General features: G+C 58.0%; 16 protein-coding genes. 10 read left to right on the plus strand and 6 right to left on the minus strand.

The window, feature by feature from the left end; genetic code table 11:
* Window positions 1–19 precede the first annotated feature (19 nt).
* The 10 genes from ACEQZY_RS18890 (at window position 20) to ACEQZY_RS18935 (ending at window position 9,766) form a co-directional block, all read left to right on the plus strand.
* Entirely contained in the window at window positions 20–421 is a 402-nt protein-coding gene (locus ACEQZY_RS18890; protein ID WP_370156460.1) for a hypothetical protein, read from the plus strand.
* Between the two features lie 49 nt (window positions 422–470).
* Window positions 471–1,202, plus strand: coding sequence for a HupE/UreJ family protein (locus tag ACEQZY_RS18895; RefSeq protein ID WP_370156462.1), 732 nt, complete (start codon window positions 471–473; stop codon window positions 1,200–1,202).
* A 22-nt stretch (window positions 1,203–1,224) separates the two neighbouring features.
* Complete coding sequence (locus tag ACEQZY_RS18900; protein WP_370156464.1) at window positions 1,225–1,863, plus strand: transmembrane anchor protein; 639 nt, start codon at window positions 1,225–1,227, stop codon at window positions 1,861–1,863.
* A gap of 67 nt (window positions 1,864–1,930) precedes the next feature.
* Entirely contained in the window at window positions 1,931–3,049 is a 1,119-nt protein-coding gene (locus ACEQZY_RS18905; RefSeq protein WP_370156466.1) for an efflux RND transporter periplasmic adaptor subunit, read from the plus strand.
* Window positions 3,049–6,135: an efflux RND transporter permease subunit gene (locus ACEQZY_RS18910; RefSeq protein WP_370156468.1), complete on the plus strand. Its 3,087-nt coding sequence runs from the start codon at window positions 3,049–3,051 to the stop codon at window positions 6,133–6,135. The genes ACEQZY_RS18905 and ACEQZY_RS18910 overlap by 1 nt, the downstream gene beginning before the upstream one ends.
* Entirely contained in the window at window positions 6,132–6,443 is a 312-nt protein-coding gene (locus tag ACEQZY_RS18915) for a DUF3240 family protein (protein ID WP_370156470.1), read from the plus strand. The genes ACEQZY_RS18910 and ACEQZY_RS18915 overlap by 4 nt, the downstream gene beginning before the upstream one ends.
* Window position 6,444: 1 nt before the next feature.
* The gene (locus ACEQZY_RS18920) at window positions 6,445–7,887 is read left to right on the plus strand and encodes a TolC family protein (protein ID WP_370156472.1); all 1,443 of its coding nucleotides are present in this window, start codon (window positions 6,445–6,447) and stop codon (window positions 7,885–7,887) included.
* Between the two features lie 18 nt (window positions 7,888–7,905).
* Entirely contained in the window at window positions 7,906–8,148 is a 243-nt protein-coding gene (locus tag ACEQZY_RS18925) for a hypothetical protein (RefSeq protein ID WP_370156474.1), read from the plus strand.
* Between the two features lie 15 nt (window positions 8,149–8,163).
* Window positions 8,164–8,616, plus strand: a complete 453-nt coding sequence (locus tag ACEQZY_RS18930; protein ID WP_370156476.1) for a copper chaperone PCu(A)C — start codon at window positions 8,164–8,166, stop codon at window positions 8,614–8,616.
* Window positions 8,617–9,178: 562 nt separating this feature from the next.
* Window positions 9,179–9,766: a cytochrome c oxidase assembly protein gene (locus tag ACEQZY_RS18935; protein WP_370156478.1), complete on the plus strand. Its 588-nt coding sequence runs from the start codon at window positions 9,179–9,181 to the stop codon at window positions 9,764–9,766.
* A 341-nt stretch (window positions 9,767–10,107) separates the two neighbouring features.
* On the opposite strand, the gene ACEQZY_RS18940 is transcribed toward ACEQZY_RS18935, so the two are convergent.
* From ACEQZY_RS18940 to ACEQZY_RS18965, 6 genes are all read right to left on the minus strand, one after another.
* Window positions 10,108–10,833, minus strand: coding sequence for a hypothetical protein (locus ACEQZY_RS18940; RefSeq protein ID WP_370156480.1), 726 nt, complete (start codon window positions 10,831–10,833; stop codon window positions 10,108–10,110).
* Window positions 10,834–10,859: 26 nt separating this feature from the next.
* Window positions 10,860–13,127, minus strand: coding sequence for a ThiF family adenylyltransferase (locus ACEQZY_RS18945; RefSeq protein ID WP_370156481.1), 2,268 nt, complete (start codon window positions 13,125–13,127; stop codon window positions 10,860–10,862).
* A complete protein-coding gene (locus ACEQZY_RS18950; protein ID WP_370156483.1) occupies window positions 13,118–14,257 on the minus strand; it encodes a hypothetical protein in 1,140 nt (379 codons plus the stop codon). Before ACEQZY_RS18950 ends, ACEQZY_RS18945 begins: the two co-directional genes overlap by 10 nt.
* A 16-nt stretch (window positions 14,258–14,273) precedes the next feature.
* The gene (locus ACEQZY_RS18955; RefSeq protein WP_370156485.1) at window positions 14,274–14,951 is read right to left on the minus strand and encodes a hypothetical protein; all 678 of its coding nucleotides are present in this window, start codon (window positions 14,949–14,951) and stop codon (window positions 14,274–14,276) included.
* Window positions 14,941–15,915 (minus strand): ComEC/Rec2 family competence protein, encoded by a 975-nt coding sequence (locus ACEQZY_RS18960; protein ID WP_370156487.1) that lies wholly within the window; start codon window positions 15,913–15,915, stop codon window positions 14,941–14,943. Before ACEQZY_RS18960 ends, ACEQZY_RS18955 begins: the two co-directional genes overlap by 11 nt.
* A gap of 699 nt (window positions 15,916–16,614) precedes the next feature.
* Entirely contained in the window at window positions 16,615–16,902 is a 288-nt protein-coding gene (locus ACEQZY_RS18965; RefSeq protein WP_370156489.1) for a helix-turn-helix domain-containing protein, read from the minus strand.
* Between the last annotated feature and the right edge of the window lie 59 nt (window positions 16,903–16,961).

A 16,961-nucleotide genomic window follows, 5' to 3' on the forward strand; every position in this document is an offset into this window, starting at 1 on the left:
CCACATAAAATAGCCACGCATGCTTGAGGTGATTCTCAGGAACGGCCGTCGACCGATCATCGCTTTTGCGGTGCTGGTGGCGCTTGTCCTGACGAACCTGGGCATCGCGGTCTCGCATCACCCTCTCGGTGATCCGACGGCCATCCATCATGGCGATATTTTCGCTCATGCCGATCATGACCATGATGACGACGATGCCGGCGACGATAACGGCAAAGAAGATAGCAGCACCAAGACGCAGAAAAGCGCTCTTGGGCACAATGCTGTCGATCACTCGCATGTAACGGCCGGCGCTCCACCCGCCGGTATGTCGCTGTCGCACACGAATGCCCGCGACTGGCACGCCAAAGCCGCGCCTTTCGCTGACCCGAAACCCCTCTCCAATCTGGATCGCCCGCCGAAACCTGCCGTCTTCGCGTAATCGCAGTCGTTCTCTACGAACACTCTTTACCTGAAGAAGGTCTGTTTCGATGCAAGTACCCTTTATCGAGGGTATGGAGCGCTTGGCATGTATATGCCGGCGTCTGTCCATACCTGTTCTGTCTGCCGTCCTCGTATTCCTGATCGAAAGCGCCGCCTTTGCGCATGCTGTTGCCGAAGGTGACAAGGGCTATATCCAGGAAGTGAGCGGCGTTCTGCTGCTGCCGTTCACCTATCTCGGTGCCAAGCACATGGTCACCGGGTATGACCACATCCTCTTCCTGTTCGGCGTCATCTTCTTCCTGTACCGGATGAAGCATATCGCCATCTACGTCAGCCTGTTCGCGGTCGGCCATTCGACCACGATGCTGTTAGGTGTCTATTTCAACTTCGGCATCAACAGCTACATCATCGATGCGATCATCGGCGGTTCCATCGTCTACAAGGCGCTGGATAACCTCGGTGCGTTCGAACGGTGGTTTGGCTACCAGCCGGATACGAAGATCGCCACGTTGGTCTTCGGCCTGTTCCATGGCTTCGGCCTGGCTTCGAAGATCATCGATTATGAAATCTCGCCCGATGGCCTGTTGCCGAATCTGATCGCCTTCAACGTGGGCGTGGAAATCGGCCAGCTCCTGGCGCTCAGCGCAATCCTGATTGTCATGGGTTACTGGCGCCGGACGCCCAGTTTCCTGCGCCACGCCTATACCGCCAACGTCGTGATGATGACTGCAGGCTTTGTCCTGATCGGCCTTCAGCTCACTGGCTATTTCGTTTCCTGATTTATCCGGAAGGACCCACTCCATGTACAACACCGACATGCCGACCCGTGCAGAACTGCCGAGCAGCAAGCAGCTGATCCGGTCGACTGCGATCGCCATTGCTGCCGCTGCCGCAATCCTTGTCTCGATCGTTCTGCCCGCAGAATACAACATCGACCCGACCGGCATCGGGCGAGCACTTGGTCTTGCCGAAATGGGTGAGATCAAGGTCCAGCTCGCCAAAGAGTCTGAAGAGGACGCGATCCGCGATCAGCAGGGTACGCCTGCACCGGCGCCGGAGCGCCGTTCGATGTCAGGCAGCGGGCTTGGCTCGTTCTTCATCTCATCGGCCATGGCCCAGCCCGCAGGGCAAAACCGTGTCGATGAGCGGTCCTTCACGCTCCAGCCTGGCGAAGGCGTGGAGGTGAAGCTGGAGATGAAGCGTGGTGACCGATCCACCTATGAGTGGGTCGCCACCGACGAAGTGAACTACGACATGCATGCCGACGGCTCCGGCAAGTCAACCAGCTACAAGAAGGGCCGTGGTGTCACGAAAGACGAAGGCATGATCACCGCTGCCTTCGACGGCAATCACGGCTGGTTTTGGCGTAACCGCACCAAGGCTCCCGTGACCGTGAAAATCAAGGTCACGGGCCCGCACACCAGCATGAAGCGGATGTAACCGCGTATTCCAATCAACACTGGCCTGCTCGCGAACCTTCGCGGCAGGCCAGACTGGGGAAGTCAAAATGAAAGACCGTCGGATTCTCTATCGCACTGCTTCAGTCGCCATTCTCGGTGGACTGCTCGCAGCTTTGCCGGCCATCGCCGCAGAGCCACTCAAGATCACCAAGGATCAGGCCAAGCTGGTCGGCATCGATACGGCGACGCTGTCCGAGACGGCAGGTATTGCCAGCCAGGGCTTCCTGGCGCGCATCGCCATCCCGCCGCAACAGGTCCGCTATGTCGGCGCCATGGCCGGTGGCCGGGTCGACAATCTGATGGTGGTGCCAGGCCAGGCTGTCCGGCAGGGCCAGCCGCTCGCCCAGATCACCAGTCCGGAATTGCTGAAGACCCAGCTCGAATTCATCCAATCCATCTCGCAGGAACAGTATCTGCGCGAGACCCTCGGCCGCGAACAGGCGCTGTCAGCGGATCGCATGGTGTCGCCCAAGCAGATCCTGGCGACCCGCAACGAACTCGCCATTGCGACAGCCAAGACCGCCGAGAGCCGCCTGGCCCTGCAGATGAGCGGCATGTCGGATCAGGCCATCGCTGGACTGGCCGGCAGCAAGGTGCCGACCGGCTCTGCCACCATCCAGGCGCCATTCGACGGCACAGTGCTTGAGATTGCCGCAGTGGCCGGCCAGAGCGTTGAAGGACCGGGCGCGCAATTCAAGATCGGCCAGCTGTCCACGCTCTGGTTGGAGATGCAGGTGCCGGCCGCCCATCTCGGCCGCGTGGCCCTGGGCTCTGAGGTCACTGTCCCCGGCATCGCGACCAAGGGCATGGTCACTGCCATCGGCGGCGCGGTTGATGGCGGCAGCCAGGCCATCGTCGTGAGGGCCGAGATCGCCAATCAGGACGGCAGGCTGCGGCCGGGCCAGTTCGTCGAAGCCCGTGTTCCCGCCGGCGCAAACGGTCAGGGCGTCTGGAGCGTCCCGTCAGGCTCGATCGTGCGGATGGGGGCCGACACTTACATCCTGAAGGAAATCGAGACGGGATATCAGCCGATCCCCGTCAATGTTCAGTTCGAGTCCATTGATGTCGTCACCGTGTCCGGTGAACTGAAGGGCGAAGACCGTATTGCGGTTCGTGGTCTAGTTGCTCTGAAGGGCGCCATGCGCGGTCTGGGTGGGGGCGAGTAATGTCCTTCCTCTCCAGAATCGTAGAGTTCTCCCTCGCACAGCGTCTCTTTGTCCTGCTGCTGACCGTCATGCTGATTGCTGGCGGCAGCTATGCCTTCCGTCAGCTCCCGATCGACGCCTATCCGGATGTCTCGCCTGTCCAGGTGAAGGTCATCATGAAGGCGCCGGGCATGACCCCCGAAGAGGTCGAGGCCCGCATCACCGCGCCTATCGAGATCGAAATGCTCGGTATCCCGTATAAGCGGATTGTCCGCTCGGTGACCAAGTATGCGCTGACCGATGTCACCATCGATTTCGAAGAAGGCGTCGATATCTACTGGGCGCGCAACCACGTGGCCGAACGCCTGGCAGGCATCACCAAGGACCTGCCGTCCGGCGTGACCGGCGGTCTGGCCCCGATCACCACGCCGCTCGGTGAAATGTTCATGTTCACCATCGAAGGCGGCAATCTCACGCTGACCGAGCGTCGTACGCTGCTGGATTGGACCATCCGTCCGGCGCTCCGCACCCTGCCGGGTGTGGCCGACGTGAACGCCCTTGGCGGCCTGATCCGCAGCTTCGAGGTGGTGCCGAACAACGGCGCCATGGCGGCACATGGCGTGTCGATCGAGAAAATTCGCACTGCAATCGAGGCGAACAACAAGAACGACGGCGCCGGCCGTCTCGGTGATGGCGAAGAGGTTCTGCTCGTCCGTGCCGAGGGCAATGTCCAGTCCCTCGAAGACCTGAGTTCGATTGTCGTGGCGTCGGATGGCAAGAGCATTGTCCGGCTGGGCGATGTGGCGCAGGTCAAGATCGGCAGCGTCACCCGCTATGGCGTTGTCACCAAGGATGGCAAGGGTGAGGCCGTACAAGGTTTGGTCCTTGGCCTGCGTGGCGCCAATGCCCGGCAAGTTGTCGATGCAGTGAAGGCGAAGCTGGAAGAACTGAAGCCGACCCTGCCGGAAGGCGTGTTCATCGAGGTCTTCTATGACCGGAGCAGCTTGGTCGACCGTGCCGTCGGCACGGTTTCCAAGGCCCTGTTGGAAGCCATCGTCCTCGTTCTCATCCTGCTGATGCTGTTCCTGGGTGACTGGCGGGCAGCCTTTGTGGTGGCCCTGACTCTGCCGCTTGCAGCGCTCGGCACATTCCTGCTGATGCGCTGGATGGATCTGTCAGCCAACCTGATGAGCCTTGGCGGTCTGGCCATTGCCATCGGCATGCTGATCGATGCGGCCATCGTGGTGGTTGAGAACGTCGTCTCGCATCTTGAGCACGACAAGGGCGCAACGAAGACGCCATTGCTCAACACCATCTATCGCGCGACCAAGGAAGTGATGATCCCGGTGGTGTCCGGTATTGCCATCATCATCATCGTCTTCCTGCCGCTTCTGACCCTCCAGGGTCTGGAAGGCAAGCTGTTCGTCCCGGTCGCCCTGGCCATCGTCTTCGCCCTGGGCAGTTCGCTGCTCCTGTCGTTGACGGTGCTGCCGGTGCTGGCCTCGTTCATCCTGAAGCGGAAGGGTCATTCGGACCCGTGGCTGGTCCGCAAGGCATCGGCGATCTATCTGCCGGCGCTGCGCTGGGCGCTCGGCCACGAGAAGCCGGTGCTGATTGCCGGCGTGGTCCTGCTGCTGGCAACAGGCGGAGTGTTCACCCAGATCGGCAAGACTTTCATGCCGACCATGGATGAAGGCAGCATCATCGTCGGCATTGAGAAACTGCCGTCGGTCAGTCTGGAAGAGACTGCCGCCATCGACATGAATATTCATCAGATGCCGATGAAGGAAGTGCCGGAAGTGGTGAGCATCGTGGCGCGTGCCGGCGCGGACGAACTCGGTCTCGATCCGATGGGTCTGAACCAGACCGACACCTACCTGATCCTGAAGCCGGAAAGCGAGTGGCGCAAACAGGACAAGGAATGGATGATGAGCGAGCTGCGTCGTGCACTCGATCAGCTTCCGGGTATTTCCTACAGCTTCACGCAGCCGATTGACATGCGTGTGCAGGAGATGATCATCGGCGTCCGCGGTGACGTGGCCGTCAAGATCTTTGGCCCGGATATCCCGACTCTGAACCGTCTGGCCGAGCAGATCGTCGCCCGTATCGAGAAAATCTCCGGCAGCGAGGATGTGTTCACCACGCTGAACGAGGGTGTTCAGTATCTCAGCGTCAAGGTCGATCGCATGAGTGCAGGTCGCTTCGGCCTCAGCGTGGACGACATTGCTGGTGCCTTGCGTGCACAGATCGTCGGACAGGACCTTGGCATCGTTCTGGAAGATGGCCGTCGCACGCCTGTCATCCTGCGCGGTACCGAAGCCATCCGGCAGTCGCCGGCTCTGTTCTCCAACTTGAATGTCATCCTGGATGACGGCCGCTCGATTCCACTTTCGTCGGTGGCGACACTGGAGCGGGTGGATGGCTCGGTGAAGATCGACCGCGAAAGCGGCCTGCGCATGGCCATCGTGCAGAGTAACGTGGCCGGCCGTGACCTTGTCGGTTTTGTCGAAGAGGCAAAGCTGGCTGTCGAGAAGGATGTGCCGCTGCCCTCGGGCTACAGCCTGAAATGGGGCGGCCAGTTCGAGAACCAGCAGCGTGCCGCGGCCCGTTTGCAGGTCGTCGTTCCGATTGCGCTGGGGCTGATCTTCGTCATCCTGTTCGCCACCTTTGCCTCGGTGCGTCAGGCGGTGCTGGTCTTCGTGAACATCCCGTTTGCGATGATCGGTGGCGTATTCGCGCTGTGGCTCTCGGGCGAATATCTGTCGGTGCCGGCCTCGGTCGGTTTCATCGCCTTGCTGGGTATCGCGGTGCTGAACGGCCTCGTGCTGGTCAGTCACTTCAACCAACTGCGTGAAGAGGGCATCGAGCAGGCAGTGCTGGTCGTGGAAGGCGCCCTGCGCCGTATGCGGCCAGTGCTTCTCACCGCCAGCATCACGTCCTTTGGCCTGGTGCCGCTGCTGTTCGCCACGGGACCGGGCTCTGAAGTCCAGCGGCCGCTGGCTATCGTGGTCATCGGCGGCATCGTCAGTTCCACTCTGCTGACGCTTGTGGTGCTGCCGGTCCTCTATCGCCGCTTCGGCATGTCGCGCCGGGAGAGTCTCGCATGAGCAACCAGAACGTCCGCCTCACTTTCACGGCCGCCAAAGCCTTTGAGGAAAAGCTGATCGACACCCTGCTGGCCGATGAAAACGCATCGGCGGCCGGGTTCAGTACCCGTGACGTGAATGTCTACGGCGCGCACATCACCTATCGCACGGCGATGGAGCAGGTGCACGGGCGCGTCCGTGCCGTTGAGGTCAGTCTTGTACTGCCTCAACCCCATGCCAAGGCGGCACTTGAGAGCGTCAGGCAGGCGCTTTCCGGCCGAGACGTGGTCTATCGGATCAGCACCATTTCAGATTCAGGGGAAGTCTAACATGCGAACCAAGCGCATCGGTCTCCGGCCGAACTACCGGACTCTCACCTCGGCTCTGCTGCTCGCAGGCACGGTCGGTGTTCTCGCTGGCTGTGCCAAATATGAGGATCGGCCAATCCGACCGGCGGAAACCGCGGTCGCTCTGGAAGCCCGCCGCCTGGACGATCCCAGGCTGGCGCAGTTCATCGAGGCTGCCAAACCTGGTGCGGGAAAGGACTGGAATCTGTCCAGCCTGACCCTGGCCTCGCTCTACTTCCACCCGGAGATGGAGCTGTCGCGGGCCAAGCTGGCGGTTGCTGAAGCCGCTGTTCTGACCGCGAAGCAGCGGCCGAACCCGATCCTGAGCTTCCTGCCATCCTACAACACCACGGTATCGACACCATCGCCCTGGACGATTGGGTCGGTGATCAGCTTCCTGGTCGATGTGTCCGGCCAGCGGACAGCAAAGATCGAGCAGTCGGAAGCCATGGTCCAGGCGGCGCGTGAGGATCTCGCCACGGCATCATGGCAGGTCCGGGGACAGGTGCGGACTGCCCTGCTGTCGCTCTGGGCGGCCAAGGGACGCACGATCCTGATCAACCAGCGCACGGCAACGCAGGACCATTTCGTCAATGCCCTGGAGCGGCGTTTCACCATCGGCGAGGTCACCGCGCTCGACCTGTCGCGTGAGCGTATCAACCTCAATCAGCTGGCCTTGCTGGCTGCCGAGGCGGCCCGTCAGGAGGACGAAGCGCGCGCCAAACTGGCCGCGGCTGTGGGCGTGCCGGCCCGGTCGCTGAATGGTATAGAGCCGTCGTTGGCCGAATTCGACCGGCCTGTCCCGCCGGCCCTGATGGCTGCGGCTTCGGGGGCTGAGTATCGGCGGATTGCTCTGGCAACCCGGAGCGATGTGCTCGGCCTGCTGGCCGAATATGAGGCTGCCCAGGCGGCCCTTCGGCTCGAAGTCGCCAAGCAGATCCCCAATCTCAATCTCGGTCCGGGCTACACCTATGACCAGGGGGAGAACATGTTCTCCTTTGAGATTGGTGGGGAACTGCCGATCCTGAACCAGAATCAGGGGCCGATTGCCGAGATGACGGCGAAGCGGCGTGAGGCAGCGGCAAAGCTCATCGTGTTGCAGGCCCAGATCATCAACGGCATCGACGTCGCGCTGGCCAATCATCGTGCTGCGGTTCGGATGTCAGAAATGGCGGATGACCAGTTCAACCGCCAGAACACCCGGCGTGGGCAGCTTCAGCGCGCTGTCCAGCTGGGCGAGATGGACCGATCGCCATTGATGTCGGCTGACATCGAGCTCGGCGTAGCAGCTCTGGCGAAGTACGACGCAACCGTTCAGCAACGCCAGGCGCTCGAAGTCTTGGAAGATGCGCTTCAGCAACCCCTGTTCGGGACAGACGGCATCGCCATCCTGCGGGCACAAGCCGCCAAGGGTGGACAGTTATAGGCATGCAAGGAGGTTTTCATGAATGAGGCCACCAAAGCTCTGTTACTGCTCATAGCGGCAGCCATAGGAGGCTGCAGCCCCGAGCAGTCGCAACGGAACTACCACGCCAGCATTGAGAAACGATGCGAAGAGCAGGGGTTTGTGCGTGACACGATGCCGTTCAAGGAGTGTCGCGCCAAGGCCCTACAGCGAGACATGGCTCGAGAGCCTGGCGCCAAGCCGTATAAGCGGCCGGTGAGCTGGCAGCATTACATGGAATAGGAGGCCATTGAGTTGGTGAGTTTAACAGTCTTGCGTCGTGTCCGGTTTGCTGTTGAAGCGGCGATCATAACCTTTCTCGGCTGTGGTTCGGCGAGTGCCCATCAGCAGGAAGTCGGGAGCATCCTGATCTCAGAGCATTACGTCGAACCGGCAAAGGCAGGCGACGACACGATTGCGCGCCTGCGATTGGAAAACCTCGGCGGCAGTACGCGTCAAGTGATGGGTCTGCATAGTGACGTGGCGGAAGACAGCATCATCGAAGTCAAGATCGCATCCGGGCGCGCAACCCAGATTGGGTCCCTGCCGATCCGCGCCGGCGAAACGCTTGATCTGGAAGACGCAGCATGGATTCGCCTGACTGGGCTGAACCGCGATCTGGTGCATGGTGAGACCATCGAGGTGCATCTCGATCTGGCCGGCGGACGTGAGAAACCGATCGCGCTGACTGTGGGAGATATCGAACATTAGAGGAGGGCTGTTGTCGGGTGATGTCAGCGCCCGATAACAGCGTGCCGGCAGCGTAGAAGCTCTGTCGGCGCCTCGGGAGCGGAGTTTGGGGGGTCCTTTCTCCGCTCCCACATTTTTATCGGACAAATTCGTAGCACAATAAAAACGAAGTCCTTCGACGCGCGACACTTTGATCAACCTCCCAATAGAACAGGTAAAATATGAAGAGTTTGCATTCTGCGGTCGTAGCCTTCCTTTTGGTTTCCGGTGCGTCTGTATCCGCCGGGGCTTTCACGCCGCAGGTTTGTCGCGGTTATGACGAGGGATATGAGGTCTATACCGACTGTTACGGTATGACGCTGACCGGCCAGGCCCTGGAAGCAGCCAGAGTCCGGGAGCTTGTCAGCATGAACATGTCCCCCGCCGAAATTGCCGAGAAACTCGGGGTCCGCGTCGCAGCTATACGCTCGGCACAGCCGACATGCCCCAGAGGGGCAACATATGTGGCCTCGGAAAAAGCCTCCGACGGCCCGGGCTATATCGTGCGCTGTGTCCAATAGAGACGCGGCTTAGAGGTGTGAGCATGAGTGCCGATCTGCAGAAAAGAAACCGCCGCTTGGCACTCGCCTGCACTGTCGTATTTGCGGGGATGGTCGGCTTTACCTTCGCCGCCGCCCCGCTCTACGACATGTTCTGCCGGGTCACCGGCTTCGCCGGCACGCCGTTGCGGGCTAAATCGGCACCCGGCGCGGCCGACACCGACGGCGTCATGGTGACTGTACGCTTCAATGCCACGACCGCTCCGGATTTACCGTGGAAGTTTCAGCCGGTTCAGCGGCAGATCAAGGTAAAGCCGGGTGAGGAAACGCTCGCCTTCTACCAGGCAACCAACCCGACAGCAGAGCCGGTTACAGGTCAGGCGAGCTTCAATGTCTCGCCGGAGAAGACCGGACAATACTTCAGCAAGATTGCCTGTTTCTGTTTCGAGGAGCAGGTGCTGCAGCCGGGCCAGACCGTTGACATGCCCGTGTCGTTCTTTGTCGACCCGGAAATGCTGCAGAACCCGAAAACCCGCGATGTGGCTGAAATCACATTGAGCTACACGTTCTTCCGCAAGCCTGAGGAAACCAGGGTTTCTGATCGCAGGACATCAGCCTCGACCCCGAAATAATGAAGCTGCTTTCATTGGTATTTCTGCTGTCGATTGTGGTCGCAGCTCCGCCAGGCATGGCGAGCTTCTCGAAGGAAAATACATGCGACAATCTGCGGACGATCGATAACGCCTTCCGGCTAGTGGAAGACGAGCTGCCGGCGGCCAGGCGGATGGCGGCATACCGGCAGATCGGACGGATTTCGACCTACTGCCGGGACGGTAAAAACGAAGATGCCCATAAGGCAGCGCAAGATCTGATGAGGGTTCGGACGGTAGTCATCGGAGGGCCGGTAGTATAATTTCTCTAATAATGATGTGTACAGGCACCCTACTGGGCAGAAAAACTCTGAGCGGAAGCGTCAATCATGCCATGATGATGGTAACATTCCGGCTTCAGATATCGGCAGAACTGGATTTTCGCTCTGCCATGCATCAATGGCCTTTATAAGCGTATCAGCGCCGCCAACGCAGTTTATAGCGCACACAGAAAGACCGTCGTAGTATTCAAGGTATCTTTCTGGAATTTCGCTATACGCTAAACACTCATCTATATAGCGGTCATACCGATTTGTCAGACTGTAGAGCGCTATTGTTGCTTCAGCGACAGGCCCACCTAATACAGAAATTGTCTGTAAGTCTGCCGCCAACAGCTTATGTGTCGTAACAATCAAGCTACGCATAGCATCCTTATAGACATCCAGATTGGTCTCCGGCGTCACAGTGTCGGTCGATTTATAGTAATAAGTTCGCTCAATCCGCTCCAGCATCAGCTTCTTGATCTCAACCGCAATTGCCCGGAATGAAACAGAAAGATTCCGTCGCATATCATCGCGGCGATCTCGCTCAATTCTTAGCTGAGTATCTGACTGATTCTGTGCAGCCGTTATTGCGGATTGCGCTTGCCCTTTGGCACCAAAAAAAGCGAGTGCACCACCAAATAGGGCAAAGATGCCCGCGAGCAGAGTTGCAACGCCATCATCCAAATCTTTGTTCTCAAACAACATCACCAGAGTCAGGGCCAAGATAACGCCGTAAAGAATACCAATCGGCATCATCCAGCCGTATTGATCGTTAAATTTCATCATTGCCCCCGACACCGCCTGTTCGATAATTACAGACTTATCGCCTGACCGCCGACAATATTGATATCACGATCCCCAACAATTGCGACGACTGCTGGGCATCCGTCCGCGTGCAGATTCGCTGCAAGCCAGGCGATTTGTTTGATATCGGTCGCGCTCGGTTTTGTAGACGACCCATTCGGATGGGAGTGCCATTCGCCGACATATTGAATTTGTCCGAGGATTTTTTCTCCAGCGTCTTTGATAGCGGGGAGTAATCCCTGAATGCCCCGTTCAAAACCAATGTCCGTTCCAGAGCTGTCTGGCGGGGCAGAAATGAACCCCGTGACATGTATGTGGCGTGTGGCATGATCGATAATTCCGAGGAGGGCGCCACCGGTTTCATTCGGTAGGTATTTAATTCGTTCCGCCGACAACGCCGCCTTTAGAGAACCAGAAACTGAAACTTCCCAGCCAGTGATAGATTTTCGCTGGGCAGGACTACCGATGACCTTACTGACGCTGACGGTTCCAGTGATTTCGATCGTCTTAATGCAAATGATGGCCCTTTCTGACTCAAACGCCGCTGATATTTCTGTATCGATGAGGCCTGACAATGCAGAAATAGAACTACCTGGAATTCGGCTCGACAGAGACCTGCAAGATCCGCTGTACGCTACACCTTCTGGACCTGCCGACAAGTGATTTGCTAGTGGCTCACTTCTAAGGATGAGTTCATAATATTGCGCCTCCAAATCCCGCAGCGTAATCGACTTGGCGACATCTTCGCACAACAATACAACCGCTGTGCCTGTTGGATTTAGAAAAACTGAAGCCTTTCTTCCTTTAACATCTGCATCCGATATACTGCGAGATACGGCTACGGATGCTGATGCATCCAAGATTAAATCAGCGTCTTCGAACGCTGATGTTGCATCCGTCGGCCATTGCGCTCGTTCTTGCAGAACATCCAGCCAATATCCATTGGCAGCACTAGTCACCCCAAAGTTCACTCGAATGAAATGGGCGAGAGCAGGGGCCTTTCTCAGCCCGACATACCCGCGGTTCAGAGCGTGCCGTGCTAGGTTGTGCGGGTACAGGGTATCGCTGTCATAGATTGACCACGTGTATGCGCCTCGCTTGCTCAGACTGGATGCAATATGGGAGCCGATCGCGCCAGCGCCAATCAAGGCGATGCGCTCAGATGAGGGGGCAGTGTAGCCGGATGCATCCGCAGCCAACTGTCGGTCAAAATCCAATACAACATCGAGAGGGAAGATACCGGTATCGAACGTTTCTGAAGGTTTTGCACCCAATATTTTCGCATAAATGTTCGAATTTGGAACCTTGCCAATCAGACCCAGTCCTTCACCAAACTCGGACGTTCGCATCGAAGGGAACAGAAGCATTCGAACATCAGATAAGCGCCGCCCACCATCTACGACACCACCAAGGAGGCATACTGCCAGTTGCCCGGTAAGAAGATCAGAATCTTTTGATGTCCATTCGGACCAAGCGCAGATCTGATCGGAAATCAAGGCAGGGAGGTCAATACCGAAGGATTGAAGAAATTTCGCAAGTGATCGATAGGATCTCGGAATATGCCGCATGCCGGACATGGTTTGGTCTGGAAACTGAATCGGCAATATCACAATCCGTCCGCCGGCTTCGTTCTCTCTGAAATGACCATCTATCACTCTTGTCCGAATGATATTCGGATTGGCATTTGGCCTGGAGTCCACGAATCCAACGAGCCGCTTGATGCCGTCACCCGAAGTATCGCCTATCACGCTCCTCGGCACGATGATGGCTCTTCCTGTGCCATAAAAGAGGGGCTCGAGTGCCTGCGCTGGATGGTGCAATTGCCCGGTAACGGCCTTGGTCAGCCACGACCGAATTCTCTGGACAAAGCTACTAGGTGACCAGCTCGTCTTTGCTTCAGGCCACGGCCGATCGTCTATGCAAAGCGAGAATGGCCACCCCTCAGGAACAGAGTTCTGATGAGGAGTAAATGGGAAATCATCTCGGAGAGAGAAAACAGACGGCGCAATGTCACTGTCGGAAAAGACTAAAAGAAGCTGTTCAGATTTGTGTATCTCGACTGCTCGCAACTGAGGTCGGTCGACGTGAAAATCGACAGAGATGGCATCGGCACTCAATATTTCTGATCTGTAGCACTCGAGCTGCTGGACACCATATTGATCGCCGAAGACACGGAAGAATTCAGCCACCGCTCTCGCCCGCGGACGGGCGAGAGCGGTGGTATCGATGGTAGCCAGGTTGCTGGCAATCCAGTCCTTTTCCAAACTCATTTGCATCCCGCACGGGGTGCAGCTGCTGCGATCGCCGCCGCTGCGGCCGGTGTCGATTTCGAGAGGGTAGCGCCCCACGAATTGATAGTTACGATCGTCGGTTTCGGCTTGATCTTGTTCGGGAACTCCATCGTGACGCGCACTTCACCATCACCACCCGCCGCAGTTTTTTTGTAATAGTTGTGCGCCTGCCGGTGCGGCGGATAGGCATCCTCGTCCTCGGCGGTGCCCTTAAGTGGAATGGCATCGCAGCTGGAGATGATCAGGCACGAGGCACGGCGCTGAGTTTCCAGCAGCCATTTGACGTTAGGAATCGGCTTTGTCTCATCGACCCCTTTGTCCGGCCCAACGGAGAGATAGCTGCTGTGGTGCGGGCTCTTGTAAATGTCCCACTCCAGGCGTTCCGGCCGCTTGTGTCGATCCCTGGTCACGATCACCATCTCGTTCAACATTTCATGAGTGGTGTCGGCCATGAACAGCACCTTCGTCTGCTGGGCGCCCTCCTGGAAGACCGCCTGGAAGCAAAGGCTGCATTCGTTACGGTCGATGAGAGTGCTTTCATCCTGGCGCCAGGCGAACGGGCTATGGATAAAGAACTCGACCTGATGATTTCCAGTCAGCGTGAAGCCGGGCACCGTCTGGCCTGCGTCGGTGATCAGATGACGGCGGCTTTCGAGCGTCAACCCCTCGCTTTCCAGCCACGCCTTCAGATGTTCCGGGCGCGAAAACACACGGATGCCTTTGCCCTGCTTCAGGCGATGCCGCGCCTCAGCGCGCAGGATCCGTGCTTCTCCCTTCAGACCTTCCTCGGTAATCGCTGCCGCGGGCACCCACAGTTCGTCGATCTTGAAGCGATCATTGTCCTGATAAGCCTTCGCGTGATCGAGCCAGAACGCATCCGAAAAACCGTGGATGTGGTCATCGTCCAGATGGGTGAACGCGACGACATTGAATCCCTTGCGTCCATCCTTACGGAGATTGTTGCGAAGTTCGACTTCAAGGTTGATGCGCGATTCGCTCGGATCGCTATCGGGGTTGTAATTCGCGTAATCAATCAAGACTTTCCAGCCGCTCACCAGTTCGATGAGCGAAGAGTCGGCGGTGCCAACGTTGTAGCAGGTCAGAGTCGCGGTCATGTCTGTATGTCCTTGATTAGGATTTGGAGGCCGCCGCCTTCGAACCATTCGAAGACGGTGTCGAATAATCCAAGTACTGAACAAACAACTCTTGTGCGTAATGCTTACCGAACCGGTACATGCGGTAGGTCGCAAGGAGGCCGGCGGCCGCAAGCAAGGCCGACAACTTCCAATTAGCGATGTCGATTACGGATACAGCTGCGGCTGCTAGGAAGAAGCCAGCACCAATGCCGCGCATGAGGCCATAGGTTTGGTTGAATGAGTCGACGCGACTGGCACGGCCAGCGGCATTCACTGCGGCAAAGACCTGTCGCGTGATTCCCTTCCATTCATCAGGCTGGATATCCTTGATTGCGGTGCAGCCAGGCAACATTTTCTGCAGTGCCGCATCTAGAGCCGCGCACTGAGTCTTGGAGAGCAGCTTGCTGCATCGGTCAGTCTGGAGCCAGGCGCTCGGCATCCCGCCGAAGAACCACCAGACGATCGCCTCGAGCAGGTTCCCACCGCTTTGCAGCAACTGACCGACGATATACGCCATGATCAGGAATAGGCCGAACCCGCCGATCGACGGCGCATCCTTGCCAAAATACTCCCGTAGTTCAGGAGCAACGAACGTTGCGGCGAAGATCACGATTGCCCCGGGCACAGCCGTTGCGATCAGTTCATACGAATTGAGTGGCGACTTAGTGCTCATATTCCCTCCAGTATTTGAAACTGTCCTGGGCGAAGGTCGCGGTGATGTTGCCGTTCCAGCGCGTGGACAGGACCAGCTCGTTCTTCGTGTATCGGCGGTATTTGTGTGAACCGTCGGTGTTCGGTTTCTTCCCCACAGACACGACGGTCATCTGCGGCCGCATAAGAGCCAGGGCAGGTTCGTAGAATCCCGATCGCCGGCCATGGTGCGAGGCCTTAAGCAGATCGCATTTCAGGTCCGCCGGCCGGTGGGCCCGTACAATCGAGTCCCACGCCACATCTTCGGCATCGCCGCCCAGGATTGCTGTCAGGCCGTGATCGGTGACCTTGAGGACATAACTGAGGTCGTTCCAGTCGCCATACTCGTTGCATTGATCGACCAGTTTGCGCGAAGGAGAGAGGATCTCGATCCCGTGGCCGCCGGCGAGACCGTCGATGTCGCGGTTGAAGCGGTATCCGTAACTGCCGCGCATCGGCTGTAAGACGTTGCCAAAGTCGCCACGCGCGAGGCGCTGATAGGCGAGAAAATCAGGTTCGTCCCAATCCTGCAGATTCTCCGCGATCTCTTTGTCGTGAGGGAGGTCCCAGAAGTTGTGAGGGGCCAGGCCCTGCTGGATCAAAGCGGCCAGACCACGCATGTGGTCGAAGTCGGGGTGGGTCAGGATGAAACGCCAGGGGCGCTTCCCCTTGAAGGTGCGGAGAATGTAGTCGACCGGGTTGGTGAGCCGGACGTGATATCCAGCCTGCTCCAGTTGGGAATAGGACGGCGGTGCGATATTGGCCGACCTGAAAACAAGCAGCTCCAGGGCCGACAGAACACCCATCGAGGCCGCAATCTCGAACCGGCTGTTCCAGTTCAGGTCGCTGCCATTGTTGATGTCGACGATGGTGTACTGACCGTCATCGTGCTCGATGATCGTGCAATCCCCATGGCCTACGTTGAGGAAGTGGAAGGTCGTCGTCATGACATCGTCCGGCCCGGGCTGCCAAGCAGCCTGAGGACCGAGTCCCAGGTCAGGAGTGGTGGGACGACGTCTTAACGGGCGCCAATGCGGCTTCTCCGGCCTTGGTCGTTACGACCTTGGCGAGAGGCAGCTTAGCTGTAGTTTTGGGCGATTTTTCGCGTTGAATGAAGGCGTTATACGCCCAATCACACGTAGTAGTACGTTGAAAAGCCACGACTTTTCTCCAGACGGCCGTTGCACATTGGCGCGTCACGGAGTACGGTTGCTTTGTCTGGAGCGTCCGCACTGCGTGACGAACCACAGGTGGTATCCAAGGGCCGCAAACTCCTGGACACCACTTCGTGAGGGGCGGGACCCGCAAAGTCTCGCCCCTCAATCTATACAGGCTATTTCGGAAAAAGCTAGAGCACCGGGTACAATGGGCCGATAGGCCACCCAATGTATATCGCTCTGCCCGAGTACCCCTAAATATGGTTTTGGTCAACCGCTTAATACTTAAACTAGTATCCGACTTGTAACGAATCGGATGCGACTCGGGGTTGTCGGCAAAAAATAAATCCGACCGACCTGCAGTTTCCCACCGACCACAACATCTTGTTTCTGCTGGGGTCTAAAACTAAGTCGAGTCGCATACTAATGTATGCTACCGGCAATGCGGGACAGCCCCTCGTGGCAACAATGGGAGAAATCAGTCCTGGATCAGCGGGAAGGTCGTTTTGTCGTTGTCTTTGATGGCCGTCGACCAGGCTTCAAGGGCCTCGGTGCAGCTGCACCTGGCGCAGGCTCAATGAATAGATCGCCGATCCTGACCTTGAGGACCTTTGCATATCTCGCCAGTTGATCGATCCCGACGTTGACTGTGCCCCGTTCGATCCGAGCGGTCCAAGAGGCCTCAGCCTCGGCTTCGCCGGCGAGATCCTCAATCGTCATTTCACGCTCGACACGCAATTTACGCAGATTGCGGCCGACAATTTTCTTCACATCCATGACTGCAAACGAGCAGCTTGGACGCAACTAATACAGGTGGCATTCCACCAGCATTAGTT

This window comes from Ferrovibrio sp., assembly GCF_964218355.1.
Taxonomy (GTDB): domain Bacteria; phylum Pseudomonadota; class Alphaproteobacteria; order Ferrovibrionales; family Ferrovibrionaceae; genus Ferrovibrio.